Below are 17,210 nucleotides of genomic sequence, written 5' to 3'. Positions count from 1 at the left end.
GGTTTCGCGACAGCCCCGGGGGGCCTCTTGTTGCACTTGGCACCAGACCGGCCGGACCGGGGGCCAGCCTTTATGCCGGCCCCTGCTCGCGGTATATTTGCCCGCCTATGACTGACATTCGCCCTGCCATCGTCCTGCTTTCCGGCGGCCTGGACTCCGCCACCTGCCTGGCCATCGCCAAGAGCGAAGGCTTTGCCCCCTATTGCCTGTCCTTCGACTACGGCCAGCGCCACAAGGCCGAGCTGCAGGCCGCCGCCCGGGTGGCGGCCGCCCTCGGCGCCAAGGAGCACCGCGTGGTGCGCCTGGACATCGGCCAGTTCGGCGGCTCCGCCCTCACCGACAGTTCCATTGCCGTGCCCGTCGAGGGCGTCCAGGCCGGCGGCATCCCCGTCACCTATGTGCCGGCCCGCAACACCGTCATGCTCTCCTTCGCCCTGGCCTGGGCCGAGGTGCTGGGGGCCAAGGACATATTCGTCGGTGTGAATGCCGTGGATTATTCCGGCTACCCGGACTGCCGCCCCGAATTCATCGCCGCCTTCGAACGCATGGCCAATCTGGCCACCAAGGCCGGGGTGGAAGGGGCCGAGCTGCATGTGCATGCGCCCCTGATCGACCTCACCAAGGCCCAGATCATCCAGCGCGGCACCGCCCTCGGTGTCGATTACGGCATCACCGTCTCCTGCTACCAGGCCGACGACGAGGGCCGGGCCTGCGGCGTCTGCGATTCCTGCCGCCTGCGGGCCGAAGGCTTCCGCGCCGCCGGCCTGGCCGATCCCACGCCCTACCGTAGCGCCTGATGGACAGCCTGCCCGATCTGTCGCCCCTGCTGTGGCTGGCCGCCGGCCTCGGCGGCCTCTTCGGCGCCGTCGCTCAGCGCACCTGCTTCTGCACCATGGGCGCGGTGTCCGACATCGTGAACATGGGGGACTGGAACCGCATGGGCATGTGGCTGCTGGCCATGGGCACGGCGGTGCTGGGTACTGCCGGCCTGCAGCTGGCGGGCCTCATCGACGTGGCCAATTCCATCTACACCGCCCCCCGCCTGCTGTGGGCGTCCCACCTGGTGGGCGGCCTGCTGTTCGGCATCGGCATGGTGCTGGCCTCGGGCTGCGGCGCCAAGACCCTGGTGCGCCTGGGGGGCGGCAATCTCAAGTCCCTGGTGGTGTTCCTGGTCATGGGCCTCACCGCCCTGGCCACCCTCAAGGGCCTGCCGGCCCTGCTGCGGGTCGGCCTGCTGGATGTCCTGGCCGTGGATCTGTCCGCCCCGGGCCAGGACCTGCCCCGGCTGCTGCAGCCCCTCCTGGGCCTGCCGCCGGCCACGGCGTCGGCCCTGGTGGCCGGCAGCGTCGGCGGCCTGCTGCTGGCGGCGCCCCTGCTGCGCGCCGACTTCCGCCAGGCCGAGTACATCCTCGGCGGTCTGGCCATCGGCGCCGCCGTGGTGGGCGGCTGGTTCCTCAGCGGCCATCTGGCCTTCGTCGCCGAACATCCCGACACCCTGCAGCCGGCCTTTCTCGGCACCAACAGCGGCCGCATGGAATCCCTCACCTTCGTCGCCCCGCCGGCCTATGCCCTGGAACTGTTCGCCACCTGGAGCGACGCCAGCCGCAGGCTGACCCTGGGCATCGCCACGGTGCTCGGCGTCGTTGCCGGTTCCGCCCTGGTGGCCCTGTCCCGCCGCAGCTTCCGTTGGGAAGGCTTCCGCGATGCGGAAGACACGGCCAGCCACCTCATCGGCGCCGTCCTCATGGGCTTCGGCGGCGTCACCGCCCTCGGCTGCACCGTGGGCCAGGGCCTCTCCGGCATCTCCACCCTGGCCCTGGGCAGCCTCATCACCACCCTGGCCATCATTGCCGGCGCCTGGCTGGCCCTGCGCCTGCAGTACCAGCGCATGCTCAGCGAATAGCCCGCTTGCCCGCATCAATCCCGGGTTTGACAGGCCAGGGGGTGCCCCCTATAATTCGCGCTCCGTTTTTGCGGGTCGGTAGCTCAGTCGGTAGAGCAGCGGACTTTTAATCCGTTGGTCGCGAGTTCGAATCTCGCCCGACCCACCAGCCTCTTAAAAAAGAGGTGTACAAACGGAAGTAGGGCGGCTATAATGCGCCCCTCATTCGGGTTGTTAGCTCAGTTGGTAGAGCAGCGGACTCTTAATCCGTAGGTCGAGTGTTCGAGCCACTCACAACCCACCAGATTCAGGTAAAACGGCCTCCGCTAGGGGGCCGTTTTATTTTGCAGGGCTGCCGTTTTCTCGTTGGCGGCCCGAATGTGTGGCCCATGTAGCTCAGTGGCAGAGCACTCCCTTGGTAAGGGAGAGGTCGGCAGTTCAATCCTGCCCATGGGCACCATCCTTTCCGGTGGCGCCAAGCCGTCCGCAGCGCGCCCCGTCCGGGGCTATTTTTTTGTCTTGAGCCGGTGCAGGTTTTCTCTCCAGGGGAAGTCATGAAGATGATTGCGCGGAGTTGCTCTGTCCTGTTGTGCCTGTTCGCCTTCCTGGCGGCGCCGGCCTTTGCCAATGAAGGCGGCGGCGGGGCGGCGGCGGAGCCCCTGCGTTTCGTCGTCAATCTGGCCGGCAGCGGCCGCATCCTGCAGGTGGACATGGTGTTCGAAGTGGCCCACGCCGAGGTGGATGGGACTCTCAAGGCCATCCGTCCCAAGGTGCAGCACAAGCTCATCATCCTGCTCTCCTCCGAGCAGCCGGAACAGCTGCTGACCCTGGAGGGCAAGAAGGCCCTGGCGGAAAGCATCCGCGACGTCCTCAACAGACTCCTCGACGAGACGCCCAAGAGCGGCGTCAAGGAAGTGCTGTTCACCAACTTCATCATCCAGTAGGCGAGTCCGCCTTCCTGGTCGCCAGGGCCGCTACAGGCGGTGCCGGGCGGCAAGAAAAAAGCCCCGGGGCCTTGCGGCCGGCGGGGCTTTTCTTTTTGGCCGGGGCTAGCCCGGCCGTTGCGACTCAGCGCTGCTTCTTGGCATCCACCACGGCCAGGGCCGTCATGTTCACCAGGCGGCGCACGGTGGCGGTGGCGGTCAGCACGTGCACCGGCTTGGCCACACCCATGAGGATGGGGCCGATGGTGACGCCTTCGCCGCCGGTCATCTTCAGCAGGTTGTAGGAGATGTTGGCGGCGTCCAGGTTGGGCATCACCAGCACGTTGGCCTCGCCCTTGAGGGGGGATTCCGGATCGGACTGCAGGCGGATTTCCTCGGACAGGGCGGAGTCGCCGTGCATTTCGCCGTCGATCTCTAGGTCCGGGGCCTTGGCCCGGGCGATGTCGGCGGCTTCGGACATCTTGCGGGCGGAGGCGGACTGGGAGGAGCCGAAGTTGGAGTGGGAGAGCAGGGCCACCTTGGGGGTGATGCCGAAGCTGCGCACGGTCTCGGCGGCCATCACGGCGATGTCGGCCAGCTGCTGGGCGTCCGGGTTCTCATTGACGTGGGTGTCGCAGAGGAACAGGGCCCGGTTGGGCAGCAGCAGGTGGTTCATGGCGGCCAGGGTGTTGTGGCCGGCGGCCTTGCCGATCACCTCTTCCACCTGGCGCAGGTGGTGGGCGAAGCGACCGCTCATGCCGCAGATCAGGGCGTCGGCGTAGCCGAGCTTGACCAGCATGGCGCCGATGATGGTGTTGTCGGAGCGCAGGCGCATCTTGGCGATGTCGATGGTGACGCCGCGACGCTTCATCAGCTGGTGGTAGGCGCTCCAGCATTCCTTGTAGCGCTCGTCGTAGTTGGGGTTCACCACTTCGAAGTGCTCGCCGGCCTTGAGCTTGGAGCCGATCTTCTGCAGCCGGGCTTCGATCACTTCCGGGCGGCCCACCAGGATGGGCTTGGCCAGGCGCTCTTCCAGGATCACCTGGATGGCGCGCAGGACGCGCTCGTCCTCGCCTTCGGCGTAGATGACGCGGCTGGCTTCGCCCTGCTTGGCGGCGGAGAAGACGGCGCGCATGCCGACGCCGGTGTGGGTGTTGAATTCCTTCAGCTTGTCCCGGTAGGCGTCCATGTCCACGATGGGACGGGTGGCGACGCCGGATTCCATGGCGGCCCGGGCTACGGCCGGGGCGATGATGGAGATGAGGCGGGGATCGAAGGGCTTGGGAATCAGGTACTCGGGGCCGAAGGTCAGCTGCTGGCCCTGGTAGGCCATGGCCACTTCGTCGCTGACTTCTTCCTGGGCCAGGGCGGCGATGGCCTTGACGCAGGCCAGCTTCATTTCCTCGGTGATGCGCTTGGCACCCACATCCAGGGCGCCGCGGAAGATGAAGGGGAAACAGAGGACGTTATTGACCTGGTTGGCGTAGTCGGAGCGGCCGGTGGCGATGATGGCGTCGGGACGGACTTCCTTGGCCAGTTCCGGCATGATTTCCGGGGTCGGGTTGGCCAGGGCGAAGATCAGCGGGTCCTTGGCCATCTGCTTGACCATCTCGGCCTTCAGCACGCCGGCGGCGGAGAGGCCGAGGAAGATGTCGGCACCGACGATGGCATCGGCCAGAGTGCGGGCGCTGGTTTCCTGGGCGTAGCGGGCCTTGGTGGCTTCCATCTTGGCGTCGCGGCCGACGTAGATGACACCCTTGGAGTCGCAGACGGTGACGTTCTCGCGCTTGATGCCCAGTTCGCACCACAGGTTGAGGCAGGAGATGGCGGCGGCGCCGGCGCCGGAGCAGACCACCTTGACGCTGGCGATGTCCTTGCCGATGACCTTGAGGCCATTGAGCATGGCGGCGGCGGAAATGATGGCGGTGCCGTGCTGGTCGTCGTGGAAGACGGGGATGGACATGCGTTCCTTCAGCTTCTCTTCGATGTAGAAGCATTCGGGGGCCTTGATGTCCTCCAGGTTCACACCACCCAGGGTGGGTTCCAGGGCGGCGATCATGTCGATCAGCTTGTCCGGGTCGTTCTCGGAGATTTCGATGTCGAAAACGTCGATGCCGGCGAATTTCTTGAACAGGCAGCCCTTGCCTTCCATCACCGGCTTGGCGGCGAGGGGGCCGATGTTGCCCAGGCCCAGCACGGCGGTGCCGTTGGTGACCACGCCCACCAGGTTGCCGCGGGAAGTCATTTCGTCCACGGCGTTGGGGTTGGCGACGATTTCCTCACAGGCGTAAGCCACGCCGGGGGAGTAGGCCAGGGCCAGGTCCCGCTGGTTGGTCAGACCCTTGGTGGGGCGAACGGCGATCTTGCCGGGGGTCGGCAGGCGGTGATATTCGAGCGCTGCTTCGCGCAGATCCTTTTCCATGACTTAACTCCTGGGGAGCCGCGCGGGCTCCCGGGCTTGCTGTGAAAAATAAAAGAGCGGAAGTATGCGGGTTTTTCCCAATGGACGCAAAGAGCGGTTATCCACAACTGCTTGTTGCGGCACAGCATTTTTGCCTCGGGAGGCGGGCGGCAAAAGCGCGAAAAATCGCTGCCGGGAATGTCGCCGCTGATGGGGTGGCGGCCGCTGCCGGCAGCCACCCCGTCAGCGCTACCAGGGCTGGCCGGGCAGGGCGGCGCGCCACTTGTCCCAGTCGATGGCGGCAACGGTGGCGTCGGCCAGACGGTTGAGGTCCGCCTCGCGCCGGGCCACCGGGTCCACCGTCTGCGCCGGGGCGAAGCCCGTGTCGGCACCGGCCCAGGCCAGCAGGGCGGCGAGGGCCTCGGGCTGGTCGAAGAGGCCGTGGCAGTAGGTGGCGAGGATCTGCCCGTCCGCCGACAGGGCGCCGTCGGGGCGGCCGTCGGCGAAGATGGCGGCGGGCCGCTCCAGGGCCGGGCCGTGGCTGACGCCCATATGGATTTCGTAGCCGGCCAGGGCCGCGTCCCCGGGCAGGCACAGCCGGCCGCTCACGTTGCGCAGCTGCTTTTCCGCCGCCAGGGAGGTTTCCAGGTCCAGCAGGCCGAGGCCGTCGGCGGAGCCGGGGGCGCCTTCCAGGCCGAGGGGGTCGTGCAGGCGGCGGCCCAGCATCTGCAGGCCGCCGCAGATGCCGATGACCTTGCCGCCGTAGCGCAGGTGGCGGCGCAGGGCAGTGTCCCAGCCATGCTGGCGCAGCCAGGCCAGGTCGGCCTGGACGCTCTTGGAGCCGGGCAGGACGATCAGGTCCACGTCCTGGGGCGGCGCCTCGTTGGGGCCGATGAAGCGGAAATCCACTTCCGGATGCAGGCGCAGGGGGTCCAGGTCGTTGTGGTTGGAGGTGCGCGGATAGACAGGCGCCACGGCCCTGAGACGGCGGCCCTGGCTGGGGCCCGCATCCAGGCTGGTGCGCGCCACGGCATCCTCCGCGTCCAGGTACAGGCCGTGCAGGTAGGGCAGGACCCCCAGAACGGGTTTGCCGGTGCGGGCCTCCAGCCAGTCCAGTCCCGGTTGCAGCAGGCTGATGTCGCCGCGGAAGCGGTTGATGAGAAAGCCCACGGTGCGCTGCTGTTCGCTCTCCGAGAGCAGCGCCAGGGTGCCCACCAGATGGGCGAAGACGCCGCCCCGGTCGATGTCGGCCACCAGCACCACCGGGCAATCCACCGCCTCGGCGAAGCCCATGTTGGCGATGTCCCGGTCCCGCAGGTTGATCTCCGCCGGGCTGCCGGCCCCTTCCACCAGCACCGCCTCGTATTGCTCACAGAGGCGGCCGTAGGATTGCAGCACCGCCGCCATGGCCCGGGGCTTGTACTCGTGGTAGTCCCGGGCGTTGAGGTCGGCCACCGCCTGGCCGTGGATGATGACCTGGGCGCCGGTGTCGGTATTGGGTTTCAGGAGCACCGGATTGAAGTCGGTATGGGGCTCCAGGCCGGCCGCCAGGGCCTGCAGGGCCTGGGCCCGGCCGATCTCGCCGCCGTCCACGGTGACGGCGGAATTCAAGGCCATGTTCTGGGACTTGAAGGGCGCCACGCGTACGCCGCGCCGGTGCAGCAGACGGCACAGGGCCGCCACCACGGTGCTTTTTCCCGCGTCCGAGGTGCAACCCTGGACCATGAGGGTGGGCTTATTCATTTAAAATCCGCTCTTTCGTGCCAGGACGATGCAACAGCGCCGGCACTGTTGCCCGGTCGGCCGGCCGCTCTGTGCGGCCCCCGCCCGGGGTCTGATTGAAACCACGGATTATCCCATGCCCAGCTGGCTTGCCCTGCCCTTAGCCGCCCTTCTCGGCGTCGGTCTCGACCGGCTGCTGGGGGAGCCGCGTCGCGGCCATCCCCTGGTGGCCTTCGGCGCCCTGGCCAACCTGCTGGAAAAAGCCCTGCGGCCGCCGCCCGCCGTTGCCTCCCGCTCCGCCCTGCGCATCTTCGGCCTGCTCGCCTGGAGCTTCGCCGTGCTGCCGCCTGTGCTGCTCGCCGCCTGGGCCAGCGCCACGCCCTGGCTGGGCATCCTGGCCGACGCCGGCCTGCTCTACTTCGCCCTCGGCGCCCGCAGCCTGAAGGAACACGCCGACGCCGTGGCCGTGCCCCTGGCCGGCGGCGACCTGGCCACGGCGCGCCAGAAGGTGGGCTACATGGTCAGCCGCGACACCACCGCCCTGGACGAATCCGGGGTGGCCAAGGCCTGCGTCGAATCGGTGCTGGAGAACGGCAACGACGCCGTCTTCGGCACCCTCTTCTGGTTCGCCCTGCTGGGCGGCCCCGGCGCTTTGTTGTTCCGCCTGGCCAACACCCTGGATGCCATGTGGGGCTACAAGAACGAGCGCTTCCTGCACTTCGGCTGGGCCGCCGCCCGCCTCGACGACCTGCTCAACTGGCCCGCCGCCCGCCTCACCGCCCTGACCTACGCCTGGCTCGGCAACACCCGCCAGGCCCTGGCCTGCTGGAAAGCCCAGGCCCCCACCTGGGAGAGCCCCAACGCCGGCCCGGTGATGGCCGCCGGCGCCGGCTCCCTCGGCATCCTCTTGGGCGGCGCCGCCATCTACCACGGCCGGGAGGAACAGCGCCCGCCTTTGGGCGAAGGCCGTCCTGCCGCCGCCTTCGACATCGACCGGGCCAGCCATCTGGTGCAACGCGGCCTGGTCCTGTGGCTGGCAGCCATCGTCGCCCTGCTGCCCCTCATCGCCCTGGTGCAGTTCCTTCTCGGAAAGGTCTTCCATGCTTGAACACGGCGGCCGCCTGCGCCAGGCAGCCCGGCAGTGGGGCATTCCCCTGGCGGACTGGCTCGATCTGTCCACCGGAATCAACCCCTGGGCCTACCCCATTCCCGGCATTCCCATCAATGCCTGGCAGCGCCTGCCGGAAGAGGAGGACGGCCTGGAGGCGGCCGCCCGCAATTACTACGGGGCCAAGCACGTGCTGGCCCTGGCCGGTTCCCAGGCTGCCATCCAGACCCTGCCCAAGCTGCTGCCGCCGGGCCGGGCGGCGGTGCTGGCTCCGTCCTACGCCGAACATGCGGCCGCCTGGGTCAAGGCCGAATGGGCCGTCACCCCCTTCGCCCCGCCCCGGCTGGAAGAGGTGGCCAAGGAGCACAACGTGGTGGTGGTGGTGAACCCCAACAATCCCACCGGCGAGCGCATCACCGCCCGCCGCCTGCGCGCCGCCGCCCGGGCCCTGGCCAAGCGGGGCGGCCTGCTGGTGGTGGACGAGGCCTTTGCCGACGCCGATCCCCGGGATTCCCTGGCCGACCTGGCCGGCACCAAGGCGGCGCCCAACATCATCGTGCTGCGTTCCCTGGGCAAGTTCTTCGGCCTGGCCGGGGCCCGGGTCGGCTTTGCCATCGGCCGGCCCGAACTGCTGGAGGCCCTGGCCGACACCCTGGGCCCCTGGCCGGTGGCCGGCCCGGCCCGCTGGGTGGCCCGCTGCGCCCTGGAAGACCGGGCCTGGCAGGCCGACATGCGCCAGGAGCTGCAGGTGGCCGCCGAGCGCCTGGAAACCCTGCTGCAGGACAGCCTGGGGGCCAGCACCGGCACCGGCCTCTTCCGCTGGCTGCCCCATCCCCGGGCCGACTGGGTGTATGACGAGCTGGCCCGCCGCGGCATCCTGGTGCGCCTGTTCCTGGAAGTGGACGGCTCCTCCAGCCTGCGCTTCGGCCTGCCCGGCAGCGACGACGAATGGCGCCGCCTGGAAGGCGCCCTCAACGAACTGAGGAAGGATCTATGAAAGCCGTTCTGCTGCTGTCCCTGGCCCTCTGCGGCGGCGCCGCCCAGGCCGCCGACATCGTGCTCAAGGACGACACGGGGGCGACCCTGCGGCTGCCGGCCCCGGCCCGGCGCATCGTCAGCCTGGCGCCCCATGTCACGGAAAACCTCTTCGCCGCCGGCGCCGGCGGGCAGGTGGTGGGCACCGTGGACTACAGCGACTATCCGGAGGCGGCGAAGAAAATCGCCCGGGTCGGCGGCTACTCCCGCCTGGACCTGGAGGCGGTGGCGGCCCTGCGCCCCGATCTCATCATCGCCTGGGAAAGCGGCAACGCCCCCGGCCACGTGGCCAAGCTGCGCAGCCTGGGCATCCCAGTCTTCATCTCCCAGCCCAACCGCATCGAGGACGTGGCCGAGCAGCTGGAGAAGTTCGGTCAGCTGGCCGGCACCAGTGCCGTCGCCAACGGCGCCGTCGCCCGCTTCCGCGCGCGGCTGGCGGAAATCCGCAAGCAGTATTCCGGGCAACCCAGGGTGCCCACCTTCTACCAGATCTGGAAACAGCCCCTGATGTCCGTCGGCCGCCAGCAGATCATTTCCGACGTCATCAGCCTGTGCGGCGGCAGCAACGTCTTCGGCCAGGTGGAACAGATGGCGCCCAAGGTGAGCGAGGAAGCGGTGCTGGCCGCCAATCCGGAGGCCATCATCGCCAGCGGCATGGGCGATTCCCGGCCCGAGTGGCTGGACGACTGGAAGCGCTGGAAGCAGATCACCGCCGTGGCCCGGGACAACCTCTTCTTCGTCCCGCCCGAGCTGATCCAGCGCCACACGCCGCGCATCCTGGAAGGGGCGGCCCGCCTCTGCGAACACCTGGAGACGGCCCGCCACCGCCGTCCGGCCCGGTAGGTCGCCGCCATGCGCATGCTCCTGCTGCTGTGCTCCCTGTTCCTGGCCTGGGGCGCCCGGGCCGAGGCGGAAATGGATGCCGAGACGGACTTCCATTTCCGCGCCTTCGGCATCGAGCCGGCAGACCGGGTGGAGTGGGGCGAAGGCCATCTCACCGCCGGCGTGGACCGGGAGCTGCGGCCCGAGCGGGGCACCCGGCGGCGCACGGTGACGCCCCTGGAAGCCACCTTCGGCCTGGGCGCCGGCTTCAGCGCCGTGGTCGGCCTGGAGGGCAGTTCCCGCACCCTCTTCGACGACGGCAGCGGTTCCCGCGCCGCCTCCCGGGAGGTGCTGCTCAAATACGCCCTGCCGGCCTGGAACGGGCTCCACGTGGCGGCCTTTGCCGGCGCCAACCGCCTGCAGGACCAGGAGCACCACAGCCACACCCGGGGCTTCAGCCTCAACCTGGACACGGACCTGGGCACCTTCGGCAGCGGCTATTCCCAGGACCGGCGGCGTCCCGGCGAGCCCCACCAGGGGCGCGAGTGGGGCGTGAACTGGTTCCGCCTGTGGGACGCCGGCCCCCTGCACGGCTGGGGCCTGGCGGCGGAGGCGCGCTTCGTGCGCAGCCCCCTGGGGGAACGCATCGACCACTGGCTGCTGGGCGTCGCCCGGGTGGTGGGCAAGGGCCTGCTGGCGGACGTGGCCATCGGTGGCAGCGGCGGCGACACCGACGCGCGGCGGCTGACGGCGGGCATTTCCTGGTTCTACTGAGCCCGTCGCCGCCGGGCTGGCTATGATGGAAGGGTTCTGCCCGCCGGAGCCCGTCATGAAAAAACAGTCCGTTCCCCTCGCCGAAGCCTACCGCCTGCTGGAACCCGGCCCGGTGCTGCTGCTCACCACCGCCGATCCCCGGGGCGGGCGGCCCAATGTGATGACCCTCTCCTGGCACATGATGATGGAGTTCGAGCCGCCCCTGGTGGGCGTCCTGGTCAGCGGCCGGGACGACAGCTTCGCCTGGCTCGAGGCCAACGGCGAGTGCGTGCTCAACATTCCCACCGCCGACCTGGCGCCCCAGGTGGTGGCCTGCGGCAACAGCCACGGGCGCCGCCGCGACAAGTTCCGCCTCACCGGCCTGACGCCGAGTCCCGCCTCCCGGGTCGGCGCTCCCCTCATCGACGAGTGCTATGCCAGCCTGGAGTGCGTGGTGCACGACCGGGGCTGGGTGGCGCGCTACAACCTGTTCGTGCTCGAAGTGGTGGCCGCCTGGGCCGCACCGCGCAAGCGTCCCCGCACCCTGCACCACCGGGGCTGGGGCGAATTTGCCGTGGCCGGCTCGGTGCTGCGCCTGCCCTCGGCCATGAAGTGAGATGAAGGTTTGACCCTGCTGCTTCACCCCGCCCGGGAACTAGGGTGTTGCCGGGTGGCAGGGCGGCGGCCGGCGCTGTACCCTATCGGCATGCAATCGTGTCCTGGGATCAGGGAGCGTCATGGAAGCTTTTGTCTGGGATGAGCGTTTCGTCACCGGCATCCCCAGCGTGGATGCCCAGCACCGGCATCTGGTGGACATCGTCAACCGGGTCGGCGACCTTTTGCTGGCCGAGGGCGAGGGCACCGACGAGGCCCTGCAGCAGATTTTCAAGCAGCTGGCCGACTACGCCCACCTGCATTTCGCCGACGAAGAGCGGCTGATGACGGAGCTGGGCCTGGACATCCGCCACCAGGACCTCCACGTGCAGCACCACCGCCAGTTCGTCGAGCAGCTGCTGTCCATGTGGCAGGCCCGTTCCTCCCTCAGCCAGCCGGCGGAGACGGTGCACGGCTTTCTCGCCGCCTGGCTGACGGTGCACATCCTGGGCGAGGACCAGGTCATGGCGCGCCAGATGTCCCGGGTCCAGGCCGGCCAGTCCGCCGCCGAGGCCTTCGCCGCCGAGAGCGGCGAAGTGGCCGACAGCACCAGCGCCCTGCTCGACGCCCTGGGCCGCCTCTACCACCTGGTGTCCCAGCAGAACCGGGACCTGGCGGCCATGAACCAGCAGCTGGAGGCCAAGGTGGAGGAGCGCACCCGGGAGCTGTCGACGGCCAACGTCCGCCTGGCGGCGGAGCAGGCCGAACTGGCGCGGCTGCTGCAGAAGGTGGAAAGCACCCAGCAGCAATTGCTGCAGTCGGAAAAGATGGCGGCCATCGGCCAGCTGGCGGCCGGGGTGGCCCACGAGATCAACAATCCGGTGGGCTTCGTCCATTCCAACCTGGGCAGCCTGAAGCAGGACATCGCCCTGCTGTTCAAGGTCATCGACACCTACGAGCAGCACCTGCCGGACAGCGGCCCGGCCTTCGCCGCCCTGCAGCAGGTGCGGGAGGAGGCGGACCTGGCCTACCTGAAGAGCGACCTGCCGGCCCTGCTGGCCGAGTCCGACGAGGGTCTGGCCCGGGTCACCAAGATCGTCAAGGACCTCAAGGATTTCTCCCACGTGGACGAGGCCGAGCTGCAGGCGGCGGATCTCAACAAGGGCATGGAAAGCACCCTCAACGTGGTGTGGAACGAGCTCAAGTACAAGGCCGAGGTGGTGCGGGAGTACGGCGACATTCCCCTGGTGCAGTGCATGCCGGCCCAGATCAACCAAGTGTTCATGAACCTGCTGGTGAACGCGGCCCACGCCATTCCTGAGCACGGCACCATCACCGTGCGCTCGGGCCGGGAAGAAAACGGGGTGTGGATGGAGGTGCAGGACACCGGCAAGGGCATGACGCCGGAAGTGCAGAAGCGCATTTTCGAGCCCTTCTTCACCACCAAGCCGGTGGGCAAGGGCACGGGCCTGGGCCTTTCCCTCTCCTACGACATCGTGGTCAAGAAGCACGGCGGCCGCATCGAAGTGCGCAGCGCCCCGGGCCAGGGTTCCACCTTCCGCGTCAGCCTGCCCCTGGAGCCGGCCGCCCCAGGGGCCGCCTAGGCCTCAGGGTTCAGCCGCCGCGGTGGTTGGCGGCGTCCTGCTCCTCTTCCTGCACCATGAGGCGACGCAGGACGAAGGGAAAGAAGCCCGAAATGATGAGGGAGACGGCCGTCACCAGGGCGGCGATGCCGGCGCCGCTGTCGGCCAGGATGGGATGCAGGAGGGCGCCGAATCCGGCCAGGCTGGCCACGGCGGGCACCAGGCAGAGCAGGCCGAGAAACTCCATGACGATGAAGCTGAAGGGCAGATTTTTCATGGGGGCAATGATGCCAGACTCGGGCGCCGGGCTAAAGCCGGGCCACCAGGGCGCGGATGCGGGCCACCGTATCTTCCGGTCGGGCCTGGCGGGAGACTTCCAGACCCAGTTCCCGGGCCAGCCGGTTGAGGGCGATGGGGTTGAGGGGAATGCCGCCGGCATCGATGGCGGAGATCAGCCGCCGTGCCCGTTCCTCCGGGCTGGTCGGCGGGGTCGGCCGGCGCCGGCCCAGGAGGTGTCGCAGCAGACGGACCAGCATGACGCTCTCAGGCCCCCAGTAGCCGGGCCACCGCCTCCGGGTTGGCGGGGAAGTAGAAGTGCACGTAGGAGGCGGTGAGGCGGCCGACCCGGTAGATGGGCTCCCCGGGCGTGTTGCCGGTGAGCTTGAGCGCCCGTACCAGGGGTTCCAGGGGCGTGCTGCTGGTGGAGTAGTGGAAGCTGTGGCCGGGCAGGCGGCCTTCCGGCAGTTCGGCGGCCATCAGGCCCAGGGCGGCCAGCTTTTTCTGCATGCGGCTCTCGCCGGGCAGCAGACCGAAGCCGGCCGTGCTTTCCCCCGTCACCGAGACCAGGGTTGCGAACAGGCTCATCATGCCGCCGCATTCGGCCAGCAGGGGCTTGCCGGCGGCCGCGTGGGCCTGCAGGGCGGCAGCCATGGAGCGGTTGGCGGCGATGGCGGCACCGTGCAGTTCCGGGTAGCCGCCGGGCAGCCACAGGGCGTCGCAGGGGGGCAGGGCGGCGTCGGCCAGGGGCGAGAAATGGACGAGGCGGGCGCCCAGGTTCTCCAGGCATTCCAGGTTGGCCGGGTAGGCGAAGCAGAAGGCGGCGTCCCGGGCCACCGCCACGGTCTTGCCCGCCAGCAGGCGGGGCAGGGCGGGCGGCGGGGCCGGGGCGAAGTGTACCGGCGGCGGCAACTGGGCCGCGGCGGTGGCGGCGAGGGCGTCGGCCATGGCGTCCAGGCGCTGTTTCAGGTCCTCGATCTCGGCGGCGGGGAGCAGGCCCAGGTGGCGCTCCGGCATGGCGGCGTCGTTGTCCCGGGGCAGGTGGCCGTACCAGGCGATGTCGGCTTCATCCAGAGTGTCGCGGCACAGTTGGGCGTGGTAGGCGCTGCCGACCCGGTTGGCCAGCACCGCGCCAATGGGGGCGCCACCGCCCTGTTCCTCCCGGTAGTGCTTGAGGCCGAAGGCGACGGCGCCGAAGCTGCCGGCCATGGCGGAGGCGTCCAGCACCAGCAGGATGGGCAGGCCCAGCAGGCGGGCCAGGGCGGCGGCGGAGGGTTCGCCGTCATTGAGGCCCATCACCCCTTCCACCAGGATCAGGTCGTTCTCCGCCGCGGCCCGGGCCAGGCGCCAGCGGGCGTCGGCCTCGCCGCCCATGCGGAAGTCGATGTTGTCGCAGGGCTGGCCGCTGGCCACCTGGTGGATCTGGGGATCGAGGAAGTCCGGGCCGCACTTGAAGACCTTGACCCGGCGCCCCTGGCGCGCGTGGAGCCGGGCCAGGGCGGCGACCACGGTGGTCTTGCCCTGGCCGGAGGCGGGGGCGGCGACGAGGAGGGCGGGGCAGGCGAGGGAAGTCATGGGCGGCGGCTCGGTGGAGATTTTGGGGGGATGGCCTGGGAGGCAGGCGGGACGGGCATCGGCGGCATGTCGTCGCCAGGATTCCCGTGCCTATTGCCGGTCAGGCCGGCGGCCCTTCAGAACTCGATCCCGGGCATGGCGGCGACGCCGGCCTGGAAGGCGTGCTTGACCATGCCCATTTCGCTGACCGTGTCGGCGGCGGCCACCAGGGCCTCCGGCGCGGCGCGGCCGGTGACGATGACGTGCTGGTGCGGCGGGCGGGCGGCGAAGGCGGCCAGCACCGCATCCAGCTCCAGCCAGCCATACTTGAAGGCGTAGGTCAGCTCGTCCAGGATCACCAGGTCGATGGCCGGGTCGGCGAGGTAGACACAGGCCTGCTCCCAGGCGGCCCGGGCGGCGCGCAGGTCCTTCTCCCGGTCCTGGGTTTCCCAGGTGAAGCCTTCGCCCATGACGTGCCAGTGCACCCGGGGCTGCTGCCGGAAAAAGCCTTCCTCGCCGGTGTCGGAGCGGCTCTTCACCAGCTGGATGACGGCGGCGCTGAGGCCGTGGCCCAGGGCCCGGGCGAGGACGCCGAAGGCGGCGGAACTCTTGCCCTTGCCGTTGCCGGTATGCACCAGCAGGACGCCGCGCTCCTGGCTGGCCTGGGCGATCTTGGCGTCGACCACTTCCTTCTTGCGGGCCATGCGGCTGTTGTGGCGTTGGTTGCGCTCGTCGCTCATGGGGAACTCCGGGAATCGGGGAAAAAGGGAAAAGAGGCGGCTGGAGAAAAGGCTGGAATCAGCAGGGGATGAACCAGCGGCTGCCCCCGTCCTCCACCTCCCGCAGGGGATGGCCGTAGAGGCGGCTGAGGTGGGCGGCGGTGAGGATCTCGGCCACCGGGCCGCTCTCCCAGGTGCCGTCGCCCTGCAGCAGCAGGGCCCGGTCGCAGTAGCGGGCGGCCAGGCCCGGGTCGTGCAGCACCATCACCACGCCGGCGCCCCGCTCCCGGGCCAGGCCGGCGAACAGTTCCAGGGCGGTGATCTGGTGGGAAAGGTCCAGGTGGGCCAGGGGCTCGTCCAGCAGGTAGAGGTCCGGCGCCTGGGTCAGCAGGGTGGCGATGGCCAGGCGCTGGCGCTCGCCGCCGGAGAGGGAAGGCGTCTCCCGCTGTTCCATGCCGGCCAGCCCCACCCGGGCCAGGGCGGCCCGGGCCAGTTCCGCATCGGCGCCCGATTCCCAGTCCCAGCGGCCCAGGTGGGGATGGCGCCCGGCCAGGGCCGTCTCCAGCACGCTGGAAGCGAAGGCGTCGGCCTGGGTCTGGGCCATCCAGCCCCGTTGCCGGGCCGCCGCCCGGGGCCCCAGTTCCCCATAGCTGCGCCCCTGCAGGCGCACCTCGCCGCCCTGGGCCGGACGCAGGCCGGCCAGGGTGGACAGCAGGGTGGACTTGCCGGCCCCGTTGCGTCCCAGGATGGCCAGCCGTTCCCCCGGCTGCAGTTGCAGTTCCAGGTCGCGGCAGACCTCCCGGTCGCCGATGCGCACGGTGAGTCGGCTGGCTTGCAGCAAGGCAGTCATCGCGGCGCCCGGGTGAGGAGGAAGAGGAACACGGGCACGCCGATGAGGGCGGTCAGCACCCCCACCGGCAGCTGCTGGGGCGCCGCTACGGTGCGGGCCAGGGTGTCGGCCAGGGCCAGCAGGGCGCCGCCGGCCAGGGCCGAGGCGGGCAGCAGCAGGCGCTGGTCGTTGCCCACCGCCAGGCGCACCAGATGGGGCACCACCAGGCCGACGAAGCCGATGGAGCCGGCAGTGGTGACGGCGGTGGCGGTGGCCAGGGAAGCCACCACATAGACCAGCCGGCGCAGGCGCACCACGGCCACGCCGAGGGCCTGGGCCGTGGCCAGGCCCCGGGCCAGCAGGTTGAGTTCCCGGGCGAAGGGCAGGGCCAGCAGCAGGGCCGCCGCCAGGGCCAGCAGGGGCGGCCGGGCGTCGGTGGCCTGGGAGAGGTCGCCCATCAGCCAGTAGAGCATGCCGTGCAGCTTGTGCTCCGGCGCCAGGGACAGCATCAGGGCCACCAGGGCGCCGCAGCCGGCGGCGACGATGACCCCGGTGAGCAGCAGGCGGGTCTGGGTCCACGAGCCGTCGCCGTGGGCCAGGCCGAAGACCAGGAAAGTGGCGGCCAGGGCGCCGCTGAAGGCGAGGCCGTTGATGCCGAAGGCGGACAGCCCGAGCAGGATGGCCACCAGGGCGCCGACCCCGGCGCCGCCGGAGATGCCCAGCACATAGGGATCGGCCAGGGGATTGCGCAGCAGCACCTGCATCAGGCAGCCGGCCACCGCCAGCAGCCCGCCGCAGGCAAAGGCGGCCAGGGCCCGGGGCAGGCGCAGGTTATGCACCACCGCGTAGCCCGGCGCCTCGGCATCGCCGAGCAGCCCCTGCAGGACGGCGCCGGGGGGAATGCTGATGCTGCCCACCGCCAGGGCCACGACCAGACTCACCCCGGCCAGCAGCACCAGCAGGGCAATGACGATCAGGGCACGACGGCGGGAGGGCATGGTTGGTCAGG

General features: G+C 69.8%; 17 protein-coding genes and 3 tRNA genes. 12 read left to right on the top strand and 8 right to left on the bottom strand.

The genetic code is table 11. From position 1 onward, the window contains the following. The first annotated feature begins 107 nt into the window (after window positions 1–107). From queC to OEL49_RS14515, 6 genes are all read left to right on the top strand, one after another. The gene (queC, locus tag OEL49_RS14540; protein WP_014235660.1) at window positions 108–797 is read left to right on the top strand and encodes a 7-cyano-7-deazaguanine synthase QueC; all 690 of its coding nucleotides are present in this window, start codon (window positions 108–110) and stop codon (window positions 795–797) included. Next, complete coding sequence (locus tag OEL49_RS14535) at window positions 797–1,903, top strand: YeeE/YedE family protein (protein WP_287875347.1); 1,107 nt, start codon at window positions 797–799, stop codon at window positions 1,901–1,903. Before queC ends, OEL49_RS14535 begins: the two co-directional genes overlap by 1 nt. A gap of 72 nt (window positions 1,904–1,975) precedes the next feature. After that, window positions 1,976–2,051, top strand: a tRNA-Lys gene (locus tag OEL49_RS14530). Between the two features lie 59 nt (window positions 2,052–2,110). Beyond that, window positions 2,111–2,186, top strand: a tRNA-Lys gene (locus tag OEL49_RS14525). Between the two features lie 81 nt (window positions 2,187–2,267). Beyond that, window positions 2,268–2,342 (top strand) — tRNA-Thr (locus OEL49_RS14520). 94 nt (window positions 2,343–2,436) lie between these two features. Next, window positions 2,437–2,826 (top strand): flagellar basal body-associated FliL family protein, encoded by a 390-nt coding sequence (locus OEL49_RS14515; RefSeq protein ID WP_152090347.1) that lies wholly within the window; start codon window positions 2,437–2,439, stop codon window positions 2,824–2,826. Between the two features lie 124 nt (window positions 2,827–2,950). On the opposite strand, the gene OEL49_RS14510 is transcribed toward OEL49_RS14515, so the two are convergent. Together OEL49_RS14510 and OEL49_RS14505 are read right to left on the bottom strand one after the other, a co-directional pair. Beyond that, window positions 2,951–5,227, bottom strand: coding sequence for an NADP-dependent malic enzyme (locus OEL49_RS14510; RefSeq protein WP_130459797.1), 2,277 nt, complete (start codon window positions 5,225–5,227; stop codon window positions 2,951–2,953). Between the two features lie 228 nt (window positions 5,228–5,455). Continuing rightward, complete coding sequence (locus tag OEL49_RS14505) at window positions 5,456–6,949, bottom strand: cobyric acid synthase (protein ID WP_287875344.1); 1,494 nt, start codon at window positions 6,947–6,949, stop codon at window positions 5,456–5,458. A 115-nt stretch (window positions 6,950–7,064) separates the two neighbouring features. Between OEL49_RS14505 and cbiB the strand changes: the two genes are divergently transcribed. The 6 genes from cbiB to OEL49_RS14475 all read left to right on the top strand — a co-directional run bounded on the left by cbiB (window position 7,065) and on the right by OEL49_RS14475 (window position 12,844). Further along, the gene (cbiB, locus tag OEL49_RS14500) at window positions 7,065–8,036 is read left to right on the top strand and encodes an adenosylcobinamide-phosphate synthase CbiB (RefSeq protein WP_205229699.1); all 972 of its coding nucleotides are present in this window, start codon (window positions 7,065–7,067) and stop codon (window positions 8,034–8,036) included. Continuing rightward, a complete protein-coding gene (cobD, locus tag OEL49_RS14495) occupies window positions 8,029–9,033 on the top strand; it encodes a threonine-phosphate decarboxylase CobD (protein WP_014235654.1) in 1,005 nt (334 codons plus the stop codon). The genes cbiB and cobD overlap by 8 nt, the downstream gene beginning before the upstream one ends. Continuing rightward, window positions 9,030–9,914: a cobalamin-binding protein gene (locus OEL49_RS14490; RefSeq protein ID WP_287875341.1), complete on the top strand. Its 885-nt coding sequence runs from the start codon at window positions 9,030–9,032 to the stop codon at window positions 9,912–9,914. The genes cobD and OEL49_RS14490 overlap by 4 nt, the downstream gene beginning before the upstream one ends. Window positions 9,915–9,923: 9 nt before the next feature. Continuing rightward, a complete protein-coding gene (locus OEL49_RS14485) occupies window positions 9,924–10,667 on the top strand; it encodes a hypothetical protein (protein WP_287875339.1) in 744 nt (247 codons plus the stop codon). Between the two features lie 55 nt (window positions 10,668–10,722). Further along, window positions 10,723–11,262, top strand: a complete 540-nt coding sequence (locus tag OEL49_RS14480; protein ID WP_287875337.1) for a flavin reductase family protein — start codon at window positions 10,723–10,725, stop codon at window positions 11,260–11,262. Between the two features lie 121 nt (window positions 11,263–11,383). After that, a complete protein-coding gene (locus OEL49_RS14475) occupies window positions 11,384–12,844 on the top strand; it encodes an ATP-binding protein (protein WP_287875335.1) in 1,461 nt (486 codons plus the stop codon). A 10-nt stretch (window positions 12,845–12,854) separates the two neighbouring features. On the opposite strand, the gene OEL49_RS14470 is transcribed toward OEL49_RS14475, so the two are convergent. The 6 genes from OEL49_RS14470 to OEL49_RS14445 form a co-directional block, all read right to left on the bottom strand. Then, entirely contained in the window at window positions 12,855–13,100 is a 246-nt protein-coding gene (locus OEL49_RS14470) for a hypothetical protein (protein ID WP_014235649.1), read from the bottom strand. 31 nt (window positions 13,101–13,131) lie between these two features. Next, window positions 13,132–13,359, bottom strand: a complete 228-nt coding sequence (locus tag OEL49_RS14465; RefSeq protein WP_014235648.1) for a hypothetical protein — start codon at window positions 13,357–13,359, stop codon at window positions 13,132–13,134. A gap of 7 nt (window positions 13,360–13,366) precedes the next feature. Next, entirely contained in the window at window positions 13,367–14,674 is a 1,308-nt protein-coding gene (locus tag OEL49_RS14460; protein ID WP_287875331.1) for a cobyrinate a,c-diamide synthase, read from the bottom strand. A gap of 116 nt (window positions 14,675–14,790) precedes the next feature. Further along, window positions 14,791–15,393, bottom strand: a complete 603-nt coding sequence (cobO, locus tag OEL49_RS14455) for a cob(I)yrinic acid a,c-diamide adenosyltransferase (protein ID WP_287875329.1) — start codon at window positions 15,391–15,393, stop codon at window positions 14,791–14,793. A 58-nt stretch (window positions 15,394–15,451) separates the two neighbouring features. After that, window positions 15,452–16,222 carry an ABC transporter ATP-binding protein gene (locus OEL49_RS14450; RefSeq protein WP_152090358.1) on the bottom strand — a complete coding sequence of 257 codons (771 nt, stop codon included), beginning with the start codon at window positions 16,220–16,222 and terminating at the stop codon, window positions 15,452–15,454. Continuing rightward, window positions 16,219–17,199, bottom strand: coding sequence for a FecCD family ABC transporter permease (locus OEL49_RS14445; protein WP_014235644.1), 981 nt, complete (start codon window positions 17,197–17,199; stop codon window positions 16,219–16,221). The genes OEL49_RS14450 and OEL49_RS14445 overlap by 4 nt, the downstream gene beginning before the upstream one ends. Between the last annotated feature and the right edge of the window lie 11 nt (window positions 17,200–17,210).

It is taken from the genome of Azospira sp. (genome assembly GCF_030247495.1).
Lineage (GTDB): Bacteria > Pseudomonadota > Gammaproteobacteria > Burkholderiales > Rhodocyclaceae > Azospira > Azospira oryzae.
Note: the sequence above shows the minus strand (reverse complement) of the source record. Positions and strands in the feature narration are given on the sequence as shown.